The organism is Serratia sp. YWN4 (assembly GCF_055790845.1).
In genome coordinates this window covers 70168-88144 of the sequence record NZ_CM147696.1, presented here as the reverse complement: position 1 = coordinate 88144, position 17977 = coordinate 70168, and the positions used below count along the sequence as shown (strand labels likewise).

Annotated in this window: 20 protein-coding genes; 10 read left to right on the top strand and 10 right to left on the bottom strand. The window is 52.5% G+C overall.

Features of this window, described 5'->3' with window-relative positions:
* Positions 1-11: 11 nt before the first annotated feature.
* From ACX9GT_RS00405 to ACX9GT_RS00395, 3 genes are read right to left on the bottom strand one after another with little or no spacing between them, the layout of a single operon-like run.
* Positions 12-1094, bottom strand: coding sequence for a glycosyltransferase (locus ACX9GT_RS00405; RefSeq protein ID WP_473189330.1), 1083 nt, complete (start codon positions 1092-1094; stop codon positions 12-14).
* Positions 1095-1117: 23 nt separating this feature from the next.
* Positions 1118-2221, bottom strand: a complete 1104-nt coding sequence (locus tag ACX9GT_RS00400) for a glycosyltransferase family 9 protein (protein WP_473189329.1) — start codon at positions 2219-2221, stop codon at positions 1118-1120.
* A gap of 1 nt (position 2222) precedes the next feature.
* Positions 2223-3188, bottom strand: coding sequence for a polysaccharide deacetylase family protein (locus ACX9GT_RS00395; protein WP_473189328.1), 966 nt, complete (start codon positions 3186-3188; stop codon positions 2223-2225).
* A gap of 210 nt (positions 3189-3398) precedes the next feature.
* On the opposite strand from ACX9GT_RS00395, the gene rfaQ reads away from it, so the two are divergent.
* Genes rfaQ through ACX9GT_RS00380 form a run of 3 tightly spaced genes read left to right on the top strand, consistent with a single transcriptional unit; the run spans position 3399 to position 6705 of the window.
* Positions 3399-4481 carry a putative lipopolysaccharide heptosyltransferase III gene (rfaQ, locus tag ACX9GT_RS00390; protein WP_473189327.1) on the top strand — a complete coding sequence of 361 codons (1083 nt, stop codon included), beginning with the start codon at positions 3399-3401 and terminating at the stop codon, positions 4479-4481.
* Positions 4478-5605 carry a glycosyltransferase family 4 protein gene (locus tag ACX9GT_RS00385; protein WP_473189326.1) on the top strand — a complete coding sequence of 376 codons (1128 nt, stop codon included), beginning with the start codon at positions 4478-4480 and terminating at the stop codon, positions 5603-5605. The genes rfaQ and ACX9GT_RS00385 overlap by 4 nt, the downstream gene beginning before the upstream one ends.
* 2 nt (positions 5606-5607) lie before the next feature.
* Positions 5608-6705 carry a glycosyltransferase gene (locus ACX9GT_RS00380; RefSeq protein WP_473189325.1) on the top strand — a complete coding sequence of 366 codons (1098 nt, stop codon included), beginning with the start codon at positions 5608-5610 and terminating at the stop codon, positions 6703-6705.
* 33 nt (positions 6706-6738) lie between these two features.
* Here ACX9GT_RS00380 and ACX9GT_RS00375 read toward each other — a convergent pair whose 3' ends face one another.
* A complete protein-coding gene (locus ACX9GT_RS00375; RefSeq protein ID WP_473189324.1) occupies positions 6739-7752 on the bottom strand; it encodes a glycosyltransferase family 9 protein in 1014 nt (337 codons plus the stop codon).
* Between the two features lie 126 nt (positions 7753-7878).
* Between ACX9GT_RS00375 and waaA the strand changes: the two genes are divergently transcribed.
* From waaA to coaD, 3 genes are read left to right on the top strand one after another with little or no spacing between them, the layout of a single operon-like run.
* On the top strand, positions 7879-9156 hold the full coding sequence (gene waaA, locus ACX9GT_RS00370) for a lipid IV(A) 3-deoxy-D-manno-octulosonic acid transferase (RefSeq protein ID WP_473189323.1): 1278 nt from the start codon (positions 7879-7881) through the stop codon (positions 9154-9156).
* Positions 9157-9930: a glycosyltransferase family 2 protein gene (locus tag ACX9GT_RS00365; RefSeq protein ID WP_473189322.1), complete on the top strand. Its 774-nt coding sequence runs from the start codon at positions 9157-9159 to the stop codon at positions 9928-9930. It abuts the gene before it with no gap.
* Between the two features lie 3 nt (positions 9931-9933).
* On the top strand, positions 9934-10419 hold the full coding sequence (gene coaD, locus ACX9GT_RS00360) for a pantetheine-phosphate adenylyltransferase (RefSeq protein ID WP_473189321.1): 486 nt from the start codon (positions 9934-9936) through the stop codon (positions 10417-10419).
* 1 nt (position 10420) lies between these two features.
* Here coaD and mutM read toward each other — a convergent pair whose 3' ends face one another.
* The 4 genes from mutM to radC all read right to left on the bottom strand — a co-directional run bounded on the left by mutM (position 10421) and on the right by radC (position 12674).
* Positions 10421-11230: a bifunctional DNA-formamidopyrimidine glycosylase/DNA-(apurinic or apyrimidinic site) lyase gene (gene mutM, locus ACX9GT_RS00355; protein WP_473189320.1), complete on the bottom strand. Its 810-nt coding sequence runs from the start codon at positions 11228-11230 to the stop codon at positions 10421-10423.
* A 79-nt stretch (positions 11231-11309) separates the two neighbouring features.
* Complete coding sequence (rpmG, locus tag ACX9GT_RS00350; RefSeq protein WP_004392084.1) at positions 11310-11477, bottom strand: 50S ribosomal protein L33; 168 nt, start codon at positions 11475-11477, stop codon at positions 11310-11312.
* Positions 11478-11488: 11 nt separating this feature from the next.
* Positions 11489-11725 (bottom strand): 50S ribosomal protein L28, encoded by a 237-nt coding sequence (gene rpmB / locus ACX9GT_RS00345; protein WP_004931195.1) that lies wholly within the window; start codon positions 11723-11725, stop codon positions 11489-11491.
* A 265-nt stretch (positions 11726-11990) separates the two neighbouring features.
* Positions 11991-12674 (bottom strand): RadC family protein, encoded by a 684-nt coding sequence (gene radC, locus ACX9GT_RS00340; RefSeq protein WP_459400591.1) that lies wholly within the window; start codon positions 12672-12674, stop codon positions 11991-11993.
* Positions 12675-12855: 181 nt separating this feature from the next.
* Between radC and coaBC the strand changes: the two genes are divergently transcribed.
* The 3 genes from coaBC (at position 12856) to slmA (ending at position 15350) form a co-directional block, all read left to right on the top strand.
* Positions 12856-14073, top strand: coding sequence for a bifunctional phosphopantothenoylcysteine decarboxylase/phosphopantothenate--cysteine ligase CoaBC (coaBC, locus tag ACX9GT_RS00335; protein WP_473189319.1), 1218 nt, complete (start codon positions 12856-12858; stop codon positions 14071-14073).
* Positions 14051-14509 carry a dUTP diphosphatase gene (gene dut, locus ACX9GT_RS00330; protein WP_473189318.1) on the top strand — a complete coding sequence of 153 codons (459 nt, stop codon included), beginning with the start codon at positions 14051-14053 and terminating at the stop codon, positions 14507-14509. The genes coaBC and dut overlap by 23 nt, the downstream gene beginning before the upstream one ends.
* 244 nt (positions 14510-14753) lie before the next feature.
* The gene (gene slmA / locus ACX9GT_RS00325) at positions 14754-15350 is read left to right on the top strand and encodes a nucleoid occlusion factor SlmA (RefSeq protein WP_473189317.1); all 597 of its coding nucleotides are present in this window, start codon (positions 14754-14756) and stop codon (positions 15348-15350) included.
* Positions 15351-15411: 61 nt separating this feature from the next.
* Here the strand turns inward: slmA and pyrE are convergent, their stop codons facing one another.
* On the bottom strand, positions 15412-16053 hold the full coding sequence (gene pyrE, locus ACX9GT_RS00320) for an orotate phosphoribosyltransferase (RefSeq protein ID WP_473189316.1): 642 nt from the start codon (positions 16051-16053) through the stop codon (positions 15412-15414).
* Positions 16054-16145: 92 nt separating this feature from the next.
* Positions 16146-16862, bottom strand: coding sequence for a ribonuclease PH (gene rph, locus ACX9GT_RS00315; RefSeq protein ID WP_076943943.1), 717 nt, complete (start codon positions 16860-16862; stop codon positions 16146-16148).
* Between the two features lie 126 nt (positions 16863-16988).
* Between rph and ACX9GT_RS00310 the strand changes: the two genes are divergently transcribed.
* On the top strand, positions 16989-17852 hold the full coding sequence (locus tag ACX9GT_RS00310) for a YicC/YloC family endoribonuclease (protein WP_473189315.1): 864 nt from the start codon (positions 16989-16991) through the stop codon (positions 17850-17852).
* The last annotated feature ends 125 nt before the right edge of the window (positions 17853-17977 follow it).

Below are 17977 nucleotides of genomic sequence, written 5' to 3'. Positions count from 1 at the left end.
GGGTTAATACGTTATTTGCCTTGATAATTCAGCATGATACTGTCCAGAGCTTGTTTGAAATTCAAGTAGTAGCTGTCGTCATAAAACTTGGCAATCGAATGTTTGATCTGCGCTTGGTCAATTATGATTTCCCCATCAACCAATGCCTGCAAAATCTCTGTCAACTTTGTCAGTTGATTAACAGCATACAAATGGCCGTTGGTGCCATCAATAACGTCTGCCGGGCCCGTTGGGCAATCTGAACTCACGCAATATACGCCATGAGCCATGGCTTCCAGCAAGGTCATTGGTAGCCCTTCAAATGCAGAAGTGAGCACCAATGCCTTCAGATCGCCAATATTCGCTTTAACATAGAGCCAAGGTTGTGCTTGCCAGCCATGCCATAGAATTCGGCCAGAAAGCCCCAATTGTTCAGCATGTTGCTGGCATTGAGTCAAATCCTCACCACTCCCCACAACATGCAGTCGCCAATCTCCTTGCAGGGCGACCAACGAGTCCAGCAAGTCTTTCAGACGCTTTTGCCCTTCGAAAATGACACGACCAATATAAATGAAATTGGCAGGTGAATGGCTGACCGGAATAGTGTCCTCGGTTTTTTCTACCGGATTAAAAACGGTATAAATATCCCTTTCTTTTACCCCGAGTTCCTGTACCTGCTGATTAATTCCGTGGCTGATCACCAAGTGAGCGTCGGCCTTCAAGATATAAGTGTATTTGTATAGGTCGTACAATGAGAAATGCAGCCAGGAAGCAATAGGGTACCGGCCCAGACACAGTTTTCTGGCAACGTTGGCGATATAACAGGAAAGGGTGTCCAAAGCGATAACCAAGTCCGGCTTATTTCTACGCAACAAACCGGATAAGGCAAAAGCGAAACACAACCGCCTTAGCTTAGTGTTACGCACGGTTGAGGAAACCATCTGGGCGCTTAACCCTGCATACCACTGCTCATCTACCTCTCCCTTTTCATTGAAGAAGATAAAATCAACCTTGGCACCAGGATTATTTGCCACAATCAGTTCAACCAGCCTTTTGCATACGGTTTCCATACCACCGTAACCACCCAAGGCATATCCTGTAATAACAATGTTCATTTCAACCCTTCACTGTATTAGAGCTAGTCTGCTGCGGAAGTCATGTGCATTTTTTCTAATATTCCATACACCTGTTCCACAGAGATAATCGATAATGGCTGTTCAGGATGGGTGCTCAACGCATTATGGTGGCTGCTGGAGAGATCGATCACATGATGTAACTCTCTATTCTGATAAGGGCCGGTAAATTTGGGGCTGGCAGTCACAAACAGGCTGATGGTCGGCACTTTCAACGCCACAGCCAAATGCAGCGGGCCAGTATCACCGGTTAACAGCACGTCTAGAGAATCAATCACGCCAATCAATTGTGGTAACGAGGTCTTGCCTACATAATTGCTCACCCGCTGCTGTTGGCCACTGTCCAGATCGGCCAGCAGAGAAGCAACCAGATCGTGATCGGCGCGAGAACCAATGATCACGACCTCGCACTTATCACCATGAAAATCAATCAGTCTCTTAGCCAACTCAGTAAAGTAATCCACTGGCCAGCAGCGCTCCCGGGTTGAAGCACCCATATTGAATCCTACCCGTATCCGCCCGGCGGGTTTTATTAACTTCTCAAATGAGCAGGGGATTTCCATCTCAATCTTGGAGGAATCCCCTCCTAGAAACTGCATCAAATCCAGCTTACGTTGGATCAGATGGCCACTGAAATTCAGTGAACAACTTATCACCCAAGAATTTAACTCTTTGGGTAACGTCAGATAATTATCTCTAAGGATATATTGGCAGCCCGCCAAAGCAGCGCTGAGAATATCGTAAGGAAGATGACCATGCAGAATGACGGCCAGTTCAGGTTTGTGTTTTCGGATTTTACACACGGCCTGCATCATATCCCGAAATCTATTATTCCAGAAAATAACCTCATCAAAGCACGGGTAATCCTTCACCATCCCATAATTAACGGTGCCTGCCACCAGCGTAATATGAGCATCAGGATAACGTTGGCGTAAGGCCCGCATCGTTGGGGTATTGAACATAAAATCCCCTAACGCCGTTGTAGAATACACAACGATACGTTTGAACGGGTAATCAGCGCTCAACGACTCTTTCGGTTTTAAATTGCCAAACAGCAAATTATAAACAGATAAAAACCAATGAGCGTACTTCATCTTTCTGATTTTCATGTTATGAACCAGTTTTCATCTGCTTTTGATAATATTCAGCCAACGTCATTCCCACCGTGCGTTGCTGCAACCAGGCAAAAAGCTGCTCTAAATCGCGATACAAAGCTTCAATATCCTGCTCGGTTTTAAACGTCGGGCTGCCACCGGGCATAAACTCGGAGGAGTGCAGCATAAACTCCACGTAATCGTGCCCTTGAGCCAAAGAACGTTCGGCCACAAGCTGCATTTTTTCCAGGTTACCACCCGTTGGGCGCAACCAATGCACCGACGGCGAACGTTTTTTACCCCGTAGGCTATCATAGCCCTGTTTTACCGCATTCATCAGCGCCGAGTGTTTATACTGGATGCTCATCGGCACCTCCAACAGCGTCGAATGACCCGGTTTGGCAATATCTTGCGGATCAATAAAATAAGCCTGCGACGGGAAGTGGCGATAATCGGTGCCGCCCTTGCCCTGCGGACTACCCGGCGAAGACTGCCAGTTGACGCGCGGCGTAACGGAACAATCCACCTGATAACCGTACTCCAGCAACAGTGAGGCATAAAACTCATTAAATGCCCAACGCCCGGCCCGGTGGCTGAGCATTTTGGTCTGGAAAGCATCTTCCAGCAGTTTGGTCATATGATCGACCTTGGCACGGATCTGCTCGGCAGGATATTCAATCAAATAGGGTTTATGACGCCAGTCATCATCGGTGAGCGGCACCAGCGGCGGGCTGTTCCAGGCGTGCAGATGCATCCCCACTTCACCGGTTCCACGCGCAATCACATCGCGGGCAAATTCGACGTATTCCGCATCCACCGCCATTTCATAATTGGTGAGATAAACCGGCTTGAAGGCGTATTTTTCACACAACGCCTGAAAGCGCGGCAAAAAACGCGTGTTCTCGGTCGAAATGCGATCGTGGTTTTGCCACAGGTTATCGCCTTCGGTATCAATAGTGATAAGAAACGCCGGTTTGGTCATAAATATCGAGCCTGATATCAACGGAATACATTATGTTACGCAGCCTGTTTAGCAAGGGCAAACATCTTTGCTGCCTCGTTTGGACAACGTTGCGCCACGTTTATCTCCAGAACCGATTATTTTTTCGTTACCAGCAAGAAAATTGAGCAACAGTAGCCACATGCAATCGGGTCATTTAGAATCAGTGATTGGTTTCCCTGAAAGCGACTCATGATGAACGACGCGCCAGCCTTAGCTTTTGCCACGCCAATACAGCGTATTTTGATCGTTAAACTCCGCCATCATGGCGATATGCTGCTAACCACACCGGTCATCAATACCCTGCGGCAAAACTACCCTGATGCACAGATTGACGTCCTGCTCTACCAAGAGACGCAGGATATGCTGGCCAGCAACCCGGCGCTGTCGCAGATATTCGTTATCGATCGCCAATGGAAAAAACAGGGAACCAAGGCGCATCTCGGCCACGAACTGCGGCTAATCCGCCAGTTAAAAGCACAGCGTTACGATCTGGTGGTCAATCTCGCCGATCAATGGCGTAGCGCACTGCTCGCCAAACTGACCGGCGCGCGCATCCGTTTAGGCTTTGACTTCCCTAAACGCCGCGGCTTTTTATGGCAACATTGCCATACGCATCTGGTGCCGGTGGCCGATCATGCCCATCTGCATACCGTTGAGCAAAACCTTTCACTGCTGCAACCGCTCGGTTTACCCACCGTCAGCCAGCAGGTGACCATGAGCTATAGCCCGCAGGACTGGCAAACCAGCCTTCAGCTTCTGCAACAAAAGGGCATCACCGGCAGTTATATTGTGGTACAACCCACTTCGCGCTGGTTTTTCAAATGCTGGAGTGAAGAAAAGATGGCTGCTACCATCAGCGCACTGCGGGCCGATGGGCACCAGTTGGTGATCACTTCAGGGCCAGACGCTAAAGAACAACAAATGGTGGCTCGGATCCTAGAGCAATGCCCACCGCATGGCGTGGTTTCTCTGGCCGGGCAGTTGACCCTGCGCCAACTCGCGGCGCTGATCGATCACGCAACCTTATTCCTCGGTGTGGATTCCGTACCGATGCATATGGCCGCTGCGCTGCAAACCCCTTGCATTGCGCTGTTCGGGCCATCCAAACTGGTATTCTGGCGCCCCTGGCAGGCGATTGGCCACGTTATTTGGGCCGGAGACTACGGCACGTTGCCCGACCCTGATGCCATCAATACCGGTACCGATGAGCGTTATCTCGACCTTATTCCTACAGACGCGGTGATTGCAGCCGCGCGGAGCACGCTTGCATGAAAGCATTTCGTTTGGCGATTGTCCGCCAAAAATACCGCCCGGACGGCGGGGCAGAGCGTTTCGTTTCCCGTGCCCTGGAGGCGCTGGAGCAACAAGATCTGGATCTGAACGTCATTACCCGCGAATGGCAGGGTGATGTTAATCCGAATTGGCATATCCACCTGTGTAACCCGATGAAGTTCGGGCGCATCAGCCGCGAACGCGGTTTTGCCGAAGCGGCCAGAGCCTTGTGGCAGAAAGAAGATTTCGATTTGGTGCAAAGCCATGAGCGCATTCCCGGTTGCGATATCTACCGCGCCGGTGATGGTGTGCACCGCCGCTGGCTGCTGCAACGCGCACGCCTGCTGCCCGAGTGGCGGCGCAAATGGCTGTTCTCCAACCGCTATCATCGCTATGTGATGTGTGCCGAACGCGCCATGTATGCCGCACCCGAGCTGAAAGCCGTGATTTGCAACGCAGAGATGATCAAGCAAGAGATCATTGCCGATTTCGGCGTGCCTGCCGACAAAGTCACGGTGATCTATAACGCTATCGACAACCAGGCGTTTTTACCGGCCAGCGAACAACAGCGGCAACAATTGCGCATGCAATACCAGATTCCCCAGCAGGCACATTGTCTGATCTTTGTCGGCTCGGGTTTTGAACGCAAAGGGCTGGCGGCGGCGATCCGCGCGATCGCCCCGACCGAGAGTTACTTACTGGTCGTAGGCAAAGACAAAGCAGAGAAACGTTACCGCGCGCTGGCGCAATCATTGGGCTGTGGCGATCGGGTGCGCTTTATGGGCGTGCAGAAACAGACGTTGCCGTTCTATCAGGCTGCGGATGCCCTGCTGCTGCCAACGCTGTACGACCCCTTCCCCAACGTGATTCTGGAAGCGATGTCATGCGGATTACCGGTGATCACCAGCACCACCTGCGGCGGCGCTGAATTTATCACGCCGGGGAAAAACGGTTTTGTCACCGACGCGCTGGATGTCAGTGCCCTCACCGACGCCATCCACGCCTTGCCACAGCAGGCGCTGGGTTCAAGCATGGGGGAAGCTGCCAGGTTACGCATCATGCCTGCCACGCCAACCCATCTCTCGCAGCAACTGATTGATCTTTATAACCGACTGTTGGACTAACTATGCGTATCCTGATGATTATCGACGGTTTACCCGGTGGCGGCGCAGAGAAAGTGGTGCTGACACTGAGCCAGGGCATGCAGCAAATGGGGCATAACGTCAGCCTGATTTCACTGCGTGACGTGTGTAACTACCCGATCCCTGGCGGCATTAATTATCAGGTGGTGGCAGATACCTGCCGCAAACCCTGGCGGAAACTGACAGAGCTTGCGCGCCGCGCCAACATGCTAGACCAAGCGATCGCCACCAACGAGCAGCAGAACGGCCGTTACGATCTGGTGTTTTCAAACTTGCATAAAACCGACCGTATCGTCAGCCACAGCAAAGTGCTTTCTTCCGAACGGCTGTGGTTCTGTATTCACGGTATTCTATCGACGTCCTACCTGGGCCACCGTACCGGTCTCGATCGCTGGCTGAAGCGGCGCAAAGTTGCCCGTGTTTATCAGGGGCGGAATATCGTTGCCGTCTCGCGGGCGGTGGGGAATGACCTGCGGCAAAACCTGTCGATTCAGCCCAAGCAGTTGGCCGTGATTAACAACCCGTTCGATATTGATGCGATCGAGCAACAGGCGGCGGAACCCTGTGAACTGGCGGGCCAAGATTATCTGATCCACGTAGGCCGTTTTCATCCGCATAAGCGTCATGATCGCTTGCTGAAAGCCTATGTGCTTTCCGGCATCCAGGCTCCGCTGGCTTTGGTGGGAACGGGCAATGAACAGCACATTCATGCTATCAAGCGCCTGGCGACTGAACTGAATATTGCCGATCGGGTGTTGTTCCTCGGTTTTCAGGCTAACCCTTACCCCTTGATCAAACACGCGGCGATGCTGGTGCTCAGTTCAGATAGCGAGGGCTTCGGTAACGTACTGGTTGAAGCATTGCTGTGCGATACCCCGGTAGTCAGCACCCGCTGCCCTGGCGGGCCTGAGGAAATTCTGGAAAATGCGGGTATGAGTCAGGCTCTGGCGGAATTAAATGAAAAATCACTGGCGGAGAAAATGGCAGAAATTTATGCCCGGCCACCAGAAATTAATCGCCAACAGTTATTAAGCTACGGCCTGAAACCTATTTGCCAACAATATCTGGCATTGAAGAATTAACTAAAACGGCAGGGTATTCTCTGCCACCAGAATTTATTTCATCGCTTCAATACTGCGCCACACCTCTTCGACCGGAATATCACTACAGTCACCCGATTCTGCCTGTAATATTTGATATTTCCCTGACCACGGATGCCACTCTTCCTGGCTAGTCTCACCAAAAAACACCACTTGGTTTTTATTCAACGCAGCAGCCAAATGCATCTGACCACCATCGCTGCATAACACCAGATCGCAGAGATCGAACGCGGCTAACAGCTCGCGCACCGAGGCTGTGGGGTAGAGAGCGACACGCCCATTCTGGCACTGCTCCAGCAGTTGTTCAGCCCGCCGCTGATCGCCGATATCATCTGGGGCCAAGGTGCCCTGCGGTGACCAGAAAATCAGCACCGAGGTTTGCGGATCAGCGGTCAAACGGCGGATGATCTCGGCATAACGCTCCAACGGCCATGTGCTTTTCTCTCTTCGGTTACTGAAATGCACCGCACAAATATTTGAGTTCTCTGGCAGCAAGGCCTTTAAACGTTGGGCAGCGGCCTGGCATTCATCCTCACTGAGATAAACACGCACAGGTGGAATCGGGATGGTTTTATCGGTGATGGCAGAAAGATAACTGAAGGCATATTCAACCTGATGCTTGCCGTGAAAATCCTCTTTACGAAAAGCACGAGTAATTTCAGGCTTGCCCAGATCAGCGCCAATAATGTATTTCACACCAGCCATCTTTGCCAGCCGCAAGCTATATTTACAGGGGACAGGGTTAGCTAGGATCGCCGCATCAAACTTTATTTTTCGCAGCTGCAAAAATACCATTAAGCGCTCAAAATAGACGCCCAACGTAGTTTCATTCTTTGCCCTGTGTTTTGCTTTTTTATAAACAAACACTTTTTCGATATTTGGGTTATTTTTCACCACATCTTGGCAAGCTTTATTGATCAACAAATAAATTTTGGCTTCTGGATAGGCAATTTTCACCCCTTCAATCAGTGGTGTGGTACAAACGAGATCGCCAATGTTGTCGCGGCGAATAATTAAAATATTCTTCATTATTCCAAGCCTTGCGGCGAAACTCTCGCCTGTTGTCCCAACCTTAGCCCCAGATTACCAAATTAGCACCTTTCCCTTGCGGTTATGATACTATTCTGGATAACCCATATAAATGAAATTGATAGAATGCTGCTCCGTTTATATCAGGTACTACTCTACCTTATCCAACCCCTGATCTGGCTTCGCTTACTGTTGCGCAGCCGCAAAGCTCCAGCCTACCGTAAACGCTGGGCAGAACGCTATGGCTTCTGCGCCGGTAAAGTGGTGCCGGGCGGTATTATGCTGCATTCCGTTTCTGTCGGCGAAACGCTGGCCGCTATTCCGCTCGTGCGCGCATTACGCCACCGCTACCCTTATTTGCCGATTACTGTGACCACAATGACGCCGACGGGTTCCGAACGCGTGCAATCTGCTTTCGGTAACGACGTGCACCATGTTTATCTGCCTTATGATCTGCCCGGCTCTATGCGCCGTTTCCTCGATCAGGTGAATCCGAAGCTGGTAATCATTATGGAAACCGAACTCTGGCCGAATCTGATCAATGCGCTGCATCAACGCCAAATTCCGCTGGTGATTGCCAATGCCCGTCTTTCTGTCCGTTCAGCCGCCGGTTATAAGAAAATCAGCGGATTCATTCGCGATATCCTGCGCCGCATTACGCTGATCGCGGCGCAGAACGAAGAAGACGGTGAACGCTTTATCGAACTGGGCCTGAAACGTTCGCAACTCACCGTAACCGGCAGCCTGAAATTCGATATTTCCGTTACGCCAGAATTGGCGGTACGCGCGGTAACGCTGCGCCGCCAATGGGCACCACGCCGCCAGGTGTGGATCGCCACCAGTACTCACGAAGGCGAAGAGGCCATTCTGCTGGAAGCGCATCGTAAACTGCTGGAAAAGCACCCTGATCTGCTGCTGATTCTGGTGCCACGCCACCCGGAACGCTTCCTCACCGCCAAAGAGCTGACACAGAAAGCGGGTTTCAGTTACACCACGCGCAGCAGCGGCGAAATCCCTTCCAGCAGTACGCAGGTGGTGGTTGGCGATACCATGGGTGAATTGATGCTGCTGTACGGTATTGCCGATCTGGCCTTTGTCGGCGGCAGCCTGGTGGCACGCGGTGGGCACAATCCGCTGGAAGCGGCAGCGCATGCTATCCCAGTGCTGATGGGCCCGCATATCTTCAACTTCAAGGATATCTGTGCCAAGCTCTCGCAGGCTGGCGGGCTGATTGCCGTCACCGATGTGGATTCTCTAGTGAAAGAAATAACAACGCTGCTGACCGATGAAGATTATCGCCGTTACCATGGCCGCCATGCGGTTGAAGTGCTGTATCAGAATCAGGGAGCGCTGCAACGCCTGCTGCAATTGCTGGAGCCCTACTTGCCGCCGCGGAGCCACTAGATGAGCGAGCGTAAAAGCCTGTCGGTGGTGATGATTGCCAAAGACGAAGCCGAACTGCTGCCTGAGTGCCTGCAATCGGTGGCCTGGGCTGATGAAATCATCGTGCTTGATTCCGGCAGCCAAGACGGTTCCGTCGCTCTGGCCGAAAGCCTGGGCGCCAAAGTCTTTAGCCATACCGATTGGCAAGGTTTCGGCAAACAGCGGCAGAAAGCGCAAAGTTATGCCACAAAAGATTACGTTCTGATGATTGATGCCGATGAACGCGTGACGCCGGAGTTGCGCCAATCAATCGAACAAGCGCTGGCAGCCGCAGACAACAGCGTGGTTTACAGCCTTGGCCGCCGCAACCTGTTTCTGGGCCGCTTTATGCGCCACAGCGGCTGGTATCCCGATCGGGTCAACCGCCTTTATGCCAATCAGCGTTACCGTTACAACGACGATCTGGTGCATGAATCCCTCAATATCAACGGCGCAAAAGTGGTGCCACTGAAGGGCGATCTGCTGCATCTGACCTGCCGCGATTTTTTTGCTTTCCAGCGTAAACAGCTGCACTACGCCGAACAGTGGGCCATCCAACGCCATCAGGCTGGTAAACGCTGTAGCTTTCTGTCGATTATCACCCACACGCTGGGCGCTTTCTGCAAAACCTGGCTGCTACGCGCTGGTTTCCTCGACGGTAAACAGGGCTTGCTGTTAGCCGTGGTCAACGCGCAATATACCTTCAATAAATATGCCGCATTGTGGGCGTTGGATCGTAATTATCAAGAGAAGTGAATCATGACCACTAAAGCCATCTACCCAGGAACGTTCGATCCGATGACCAACGGCCATCTGGATTTGGTGACCCGCGCCTCATTGATGTTTGATCATGTGATTCTGGCCATTGCCGCCAGTTCGAGCAAAAAACCCCTGTTTACCCTGAAAGAACGTGTGGCGCTGGCTATGCAGGTGACATCGCATCTGGATAATGTGGAAGTGCTCGGTTTCAGCGAGTTGATGGCGCACTTTGCCGCTCACCAAAACGCCAACATTCTGGTTCGCGGGCTGCGAGCGGTATCTGATTTCGAATATGAATTACAGTTGGCGAATATGAACCGCCATCTGATGCCAACTCTGGAAAGCGTGTTCCTGATGCCGTCCGAAGAGTGGTCGTTTATCTCTTCTACGCTGGTGAAGGAAGTGGCACGCCATGGCGGCGACATCGCACCATTCCTGCCGGATGTCGTCACCAAGGCATTGATGGAAAAGCTCGCCGCAGAGTAAATCAGTGCTGGCAGTAGCGGCAGAAAAAGGTGCTGCGCTGCCCATGTTTGGCGCTTTCAATCGGGGTTCCGCATACGCGGCAAGGCTCACCTGCCCGGCCATAAACCTGCAATTCCTGCGCAAAATAGCCTGGTTTACCGTCTGATTGCAGAAAATCACGCAGCGTGGTGCCACCTTGTTCAATCGAACGCAACAAGACTGCCTTGATGGTGCCCACCAGAAGATCCGCTTCCGCCTGACTCAGTGAACTGGCTTGACGATCGGGCAGGATCCCGGCGGTAAACAGCGATTCGCTGGCGTAGATATTCCCAACGCCCACCACCAGCTTGTTGTCCATCAGCCAGGGTTTGATCAGCGTGCGTTTATTACGCGATTTTTCATACAGATAGTTGCCATCGAATGCCTCGCTCAGCGGCTCTGGGCCGAGATGGGCCAACACGTTGCTCGTTGCCAGATCTTCGCACCACAGCCAGGCACCGAAACGGCGCGGATCGGTATAGCGCAGGATCATGCCGTTGCTCATCACCAGATCGACGTGGTCATGCTTACCCGCTTCGGTTTCTTCCGCCAGCATGCGCAAACTGCCAGACATCCCCAAGTGCACGATAATCCAGCCGTAATCCAGCTCGATCAGCAGATACTTGGCACGGCGCTGTACGCTACGCACCGGCCGATCGCTCAACGTCAGGATCTGCTCGGAAACCGGCCAACGCAGGCGAGCATTACGCACCACCGCATACTGGATGTTATGCCCGACAAGATAAGGTTCAATGCCGCGGCGGCTGGTTTCGACTTCTGGTAATTCAGGCATAGCGCGCTCCCTTTCAAATACCTCAACCTTATATAACAAAAAACCCGGCCTAGGCCGGGTTTTTATTAATCCACTAAAATTACTTGATTTTAGCTTCTTTGTAGATCACGTGCTGACGGACAACTGGATCGAATTTCTTCAGTTCCAATTTTTCCGGCTTAGTACGCTTGTTCTTCGTGGTGGTATAGAAGTGACCAGTACCAGCAGAAGAAACCAGCTTGATCTTCTCGCGAACACCTTTAGCCATGATTCAGTTCCTTAATACTTCTCACCACGGGCACGCAGATCGGCCAAAACCGTCTCAATACCCTTCTTATCAATAACACGCATACCTTTAGCAGATACACGCAGAGTTACAAAGCGCTTCTCAGCCTCAACCCAAAAACGGTGTGAGTGCAGGTTAGGCAGAAAACGGCGTTTGGTCGCGTTCATTGCGTGGGAACGGTTGTTACCGCTCACCGGGCGCTTGCCAGTAACTTGGCAGACTCGGGACATGTCTATTCTCCAAAAATCAAATCAGCTCGAGCTTCGTATAGGGTATGGCCGCCTCGTCAGGCTTTTAGAGCCCATCTCAGCAAACTTCACACTGAGGAGACTCTCGTCATCAGGTCAGAAACTACAACATCAGGTTAGAAACCTGCTGAGATAGGCTCTTAACGCCAAACCCAAGATTCTCAAAGGTGGCGTAGTATACGCTCTGAAGCGTAAGTGCTCAAGTCCCGAACAGCTAAAGATCCCTCAAGGATCGCGAAAAAATGGCTTAAAGCCATCCGCGCTCGGCAAAAGAAACGCATTCACCCCGGCCTATAACCAAATGATCGAGCACTCGGATCTCCAATAACCGGCAGGCATTGACCACTTGCTCGGTTATCAAACGGTCGGCGTGGCTGGGTTCAGCCTTACCCGAAGGGTGATTATGCGCCAGAATGATGGCGGCTGCATTAGCCTTCAACGCTTCACGCACAATTTCTCTTGGGTGTACGACGACGCTGCTGATGGTACCAGCAAACATCTCCTGATGGCGAATAACCCGGTGCTGATTGTCCAAAAACAACACTAAAAACACCTCGCGCTCATGGTGAACCAGCAAACTGTGCAGATAATGCTGGGTGACTTTCGGATTCAGTAATGCGTTTTCCAGCAAATGCGGGCCAGAAAACAGCCGCAAAGCCAATTCCGAAATGGCCTGCAACTGGGCATAGGTGGCATTTCCCAACCCTTTCTGACTGGAGAATTGCGCATAATCTGCCGAAATCAGATGGTATAGCGAACCAAAATGAGCCAGTAGCTGTTCAGCCCGTTGCAAAACGTGAATACCAGGCAAACCGGTGCGCAGGAAGATCGCCAACAGCTCCACGTCTGACAGCGCCGCCGCACCATCACGCATCAATTTCTCTCTCGGGGCCAACTCTCCCGGCCATAACGACATATCCTGGCTGCTCATCACTACCTCCCTGCAATCAACCGAGCATGCCATGAGGTATTCTGAATCACGACAGGTAATTGATAACATTGCGAAGTATTGCGCAAACCAGAATGTAACTGGCTGCATACACAGCAGAATCGCTCACCTCGTCAACGGTTATGCTAAAATGCTGCATCTTTCGGTTTTCAATCGGACAATCATGATGACGGGACTTTCCGGCAAACATATTGTGCTTGGCATCAGCGGCGGCATTGCCGCCTATAAATGTCCTGAGCTGGTACGCCGCCTGCGCGACAGGGGCGCCGAGGTACGGGTCGTCATGACCACAGCGGCAAAAGCCTTTATCACCCCGCTCACATTGCAGGCCGTTTCCGGTTACCCGGTTTCTGACGATCTACTGGATCCCGCAGCAGAAGCCGCCATGGGCCATATTGAATTAGGCAAATGGGCCGATCTGGTGATTCTGGCACCGGCCACTGCCGATCTGTTGGCACGCATCGCCACCGGTATGGCTAACGATCTGTTGACTACGGTCTGCCTGGCAACCGCGGCACAGATCGCCGCTGCACCGGCCATGAATCAGCAGATGTACCGTGCCGCAGCCACACAGACCAATCTGCACACTCTGCAAGCGCGTGGTATGTTGCTCTGGGGGCCAGACAGCGGCAGCCAGGCCTGCGGTGACGTCGGGCCGGGCCGTATGCTGGATCCGCTAGGCATCGTCGAGCTGGCTAACGGCTATTTCACCGCGTCACAGGATCTGCAACATTTAAAGCTTATGATCACCGCTGGCCCCACGCGCGAAGCGCTGGATCCCGTGCGTTTTATCAGCAATCACAGCTCCGGCAAGATGGGCTTTGCTATCGCCCACGCGGCGGCGGCTCGTGGTGCGCAGGTCACGTTGGTTGCCGGACCAGTCAGCCTATCAACGCCGCCCAAGGTGACTCGGGTGGATGTGATCAGCGCTCTGGAGATGGAACAGGCGGTGCAGCAACGTGCCGCGCAGCAGAATATTTTCATCGCCTGTGCCGCCGTGGCGGATTACCGCGCAGAGCAGATTGCCGATGAGAAAATCAAAAAACAGGGTGATGAAATTACCCTCAAGATGATAAAAAACCCCGATATCGTCGCCGGTGTTGCCGCAATGAGCAAAAATCGTCCGTTTGTTGTCGGGTTTGCGGCCGAAACCCAGAATGTGGAAGAATACGCGCGACAAAAACTGGCGCGGAAGAAACTGGATTTAATCTGCGCTAACGATGTATCGCTTGCAGAGCACGGTTTCAACAGTGATACCAATGCCCTGCATCTTTTTTGGCAGGATGGAGAAAAGCGCCTTCCGCACAGCGACAAGGCACTCCTTGGCCAACGTTTATTAGACGAGATAGTCAGCCGTTATGATGAAAAAAATCGACGTTAAGATCCTCGACCCGCGTATCGGTCAGGATTTCCCTTTACCGACCTACGCCACCCCTGGTTCTGCTGGCCTGGATCTGCGCGCCTGCCTGGATAGCGCTGTTGAACTGGCTCCGGGTGAAACCACCTTGCTGCCTACCGGCTTGGCTATTCACATCGCCGATACCGATCTTGCGGCGGTGATCCTGCCGCGTTCCGGGCTGGGGCATAAGCACGGCGTGGTGCTGGGTAACCTGGTAGGGCTGATCGATTCCGATTATCAAGGCCAGTTGATGGTATCCGTGTGGAACCGTGGCCAGAAATCTTTCACCATCGAACCGGGTGAACGCATCGCACAGATGGTGTTTGTACCGGTTGTGCAGGCCGAATTCAATCTGGTAACCGAATTCGACAGCAGCGAACGCGGTGCCGGTGGTTTTGGCCATTCTGGCCGCCACTAAACTCAGCCAGTAATGTTAGGGTCGGCATGCCACGTCAGAGAGAAGGATATCTTTATGGCAAGGTTCCCGATCGCACAGAGAATAATGGTTGAACAGACCATTGACCCAAACACCATAAAAAACGATGACATAAGCCGCCTGGAGTTTGCTCTGCCGCGGTCAGTGTTTGGGTTCTAGAGAATCTATACCCATATGGATTGCAAAACACAGGGTATAAGTCGTTTTAGCAAAGGTCTAATCAAACATGGCAGAAAAAGAAAATACGAAAAGGAATCGGCGCGAGGAAATACTACAGGCGTTAGCCCAGATGCTGGAATCCAGCGATGGCAGCCAGCGTATTACCACAGCAAAGCTTGCCGCAAACGTTGGTGTCTCTGAGGCTGCCCTTTACCGGCATTTTCCCAGCAAAACACGGATGTTTGACAGCCTGATCGAGTTCATTGAAGACAGCCTGATATCACGCATCAATCTGATCCTGCAAGATGAGAAAGAGACGTTCAACCGCCTGCGCCTGATTCTGCTGCTGATACTCGGGTTTGCTGAGCGTAATCCGGGCCTGACACGCATCATGACCGGGCACGCATTGATGTTTGAACAGGATCGTCTACAGGGCAGGATCAACCAGCTGTTTGAACGTATCGAGGCACAGCTGCGCCAGGTTCTGAAAGAACGGAAACTGCGCGAAGGCAAAGGTTTTAGCGTGGATGAAACGTTGCTGGCCAGCCAGTTGCTGGCCTTTTGCGAAGGTATGCTGTCGCGCTATATCCGCTCAGAATTCCGCTACCGTCCGACGCAGGATTTCGACGCTCGCTGGCCATTATTGGCGTCGCAACTGCAATAATCGCTACTATTGCAACGTAAAAGATCATGATAGCGCCGGGTTTATGCCCGGCGTCATCATGTTAAACACCGTATTGTTCGCGATACGCTCGTACTGCCGCTAAGTGATCCGCCATTTCCGGTTTCTCCTCCAAATAGGCAATCAAATCTTTCAGGGTAATAATCGAGATCACTTTGCAGTGATAATCACGTTCCACTTCCTGAATCGCAGAAACATCGGCACGGCCACGCTCCTGACGATCGAGAGAAATCAGCACCCCTGCCAGAGTAGCGTTATTGGCACTGATGACTTCCATTGATTCACGGATTGCCGTACCCGCCGTGATCACATCATCCACCAGCATCACTCGCCCTTGTAACGGGCTACCCACCAGCAGGCCGCCTTCGCCATGATCTTTGGCTTCTTTGCGGTTGAAGCAATACGGCACATCAAGCTCATGGTGTTCCGCCAACGCCACCGCCGTGGTGGTAGCGATCGGGATGCCCTTGTAGGCCGGGCCAAACAGCAGATCAAAATCAATGCCGGAATCGACCAACGCTTCGGCATAAAAACGCCCTAACAGCGCCAGATCGCGCCCGGTGTTAAACAAACCGGCATTAAAGAAATACGGGCTGACGCGGCCGGATTTCAGGATAAATTCGCCGAATTTCAATACCTGTTTGTTAAGCGCAAATTCGATAAACTGGCGCTGATAGGCTTTCATTACTGCTTCTCCTCGTCTGGTCTGTTACATCTGTTCTACTGCCGCCCGATCGCCGGGCGTAAAAAAGGCGACTTCTCCGTCGCCTTAAAAAATCAATCTGCCAGCGCCGCTTTCTGCGCTTGGAAAATGGTTTCGATGCCCCCTCGGGCCAGTGCCAGCAACGCCAGCAACTCATCATGGCTGAACGGCTCACCTTCGGCGGTGCCTTGCACCTCGATCATGCGGCCATCTTCCATCATCACCACGTTCATATCGGTTTCTGCGGCGGAATCTTCAACGTATTCCAGATCGCACAGCGCTTCGCCGTTAACGATACCCACTGAAACCGCCGCCACCAGCCCTTTCATCGGATTAGCCTTCAACTTGCCAGCAGCCACCAACGCGTTAAGCGCATCGGCCAATGCCACACAGGCTCCAGAAATAGACGCGGTACGGGTGCCACCATCGGCCTGCAACACGTCGCAGTCCAGGGTTATCGTGAACTCACCGAGTTTTTTCAGATCTACCGCTGCCCGCAGCGAACGGGCGATCAGGCGCTGGATTTCCAGCGTACGGCCACCCTGCTTACCTTTGGCGGCTTCGCGGGCATTACGGCTGTGGGTAGAACGCGGCAGCATGCCGTATTCTGCGGTGATCCAACCCTGCCCCTGGCCTTTCAGGAAGCGCGGAACGCCTTCTTCAACCGTGGCGGTGCACAAAACTTTGGTATCGCCAAACTCAACCAGCACTGAACCTTCAGCGTGTTTCGTATAGTGACGGGTCAATGTCAGGGGGCGAACTTGTTGTGGTGCTCTGCCTGCAGGACGCATGGGCTCTCTCCGGCTTCTAATCAACGTTTGGCTGCGCATTATACGGGCTTCGTGACGTTATGCCTATCTTGGCCGCAGGTGCAACGCTATAATCGTTTCATCTTTTCCTATTACGGGTACGCATCAATGATCCGCAGCATGACCGCCTACGCCCGGCGTGAAATCAAGGGTGAATGGGGCAGCGCAGTTTGGGAGCTGCGTTCCGTTAACCAACGCTACTTAGAAACCTACATCCGCCTGCCAGAGCAGTTCCGCAGCCTTGAGCCGGTGATCCGTGAGCGTATCCGTGGCCGCCTGACGCGCGGAAAAGTGGAATGTAATCTGCGTTTCGAGCTCGATCCCAGCGCGCAAAGCTCGCTGATTTTGAATGAAAAGCTGGCTAAACAGCTAGTTGAAGCTGCGAACTGGGTCAAAATGCAAAGTGACGAAGGGGAAATCAATCCTATCGACGTCCTGCGCTGGCCAGGCGTGATGTCCGCTCAGGAACAGGATCTGGATACTATCAGTGCGCAATTGATGGAAGCATTGGAAGGCGCGCTGGATGATTTCATTACCGCGCGCGAAAGCGAAGGTACCGCGCTGAAAGCCCTGATCGAGCAACGCCTTGACGGCGTGAGCGCCGAAGTGATTAAAGTGCGTGCACAGATGCCAAACGTTCTGCTCTGGCAACGCGAACGCCTGGTCAGCAAGCTGGAAGAAGCACAGGTTCAGTTAGAAAACACCCGCCTGGAGCAGGAGCTGGTGCTGATGGCACAGCGTATCGACGTGGCCGAAGAGCTGGATCGCCTGGAAGCGCACGTAAAAGAAACGCACAACATCCTGAAGAAGAAGGAAGCCGTTGGTCGCCGCCTCGACTTTATGATGCAGGAGTTCAATCGCGAATCGAACACGCTGGCCTCGAAATCCATTAATGCCGATGTCACCACTTCAGCCATTGAGTTGAAGGTGTTGATCGAGCAGATGCGTGAGCAGATTCAGAATATCGAGTAAGTATTCAGGAAGAATCAATAAGCCGCAAAAACCATTGAAGCCCGCAATGCGTCGGGCTTTTTTGTTGTCACGAGCTAGCATAAAGAAGCAAGAAAGCGCACTATTGCGGTGTACCCAAAGGTGTA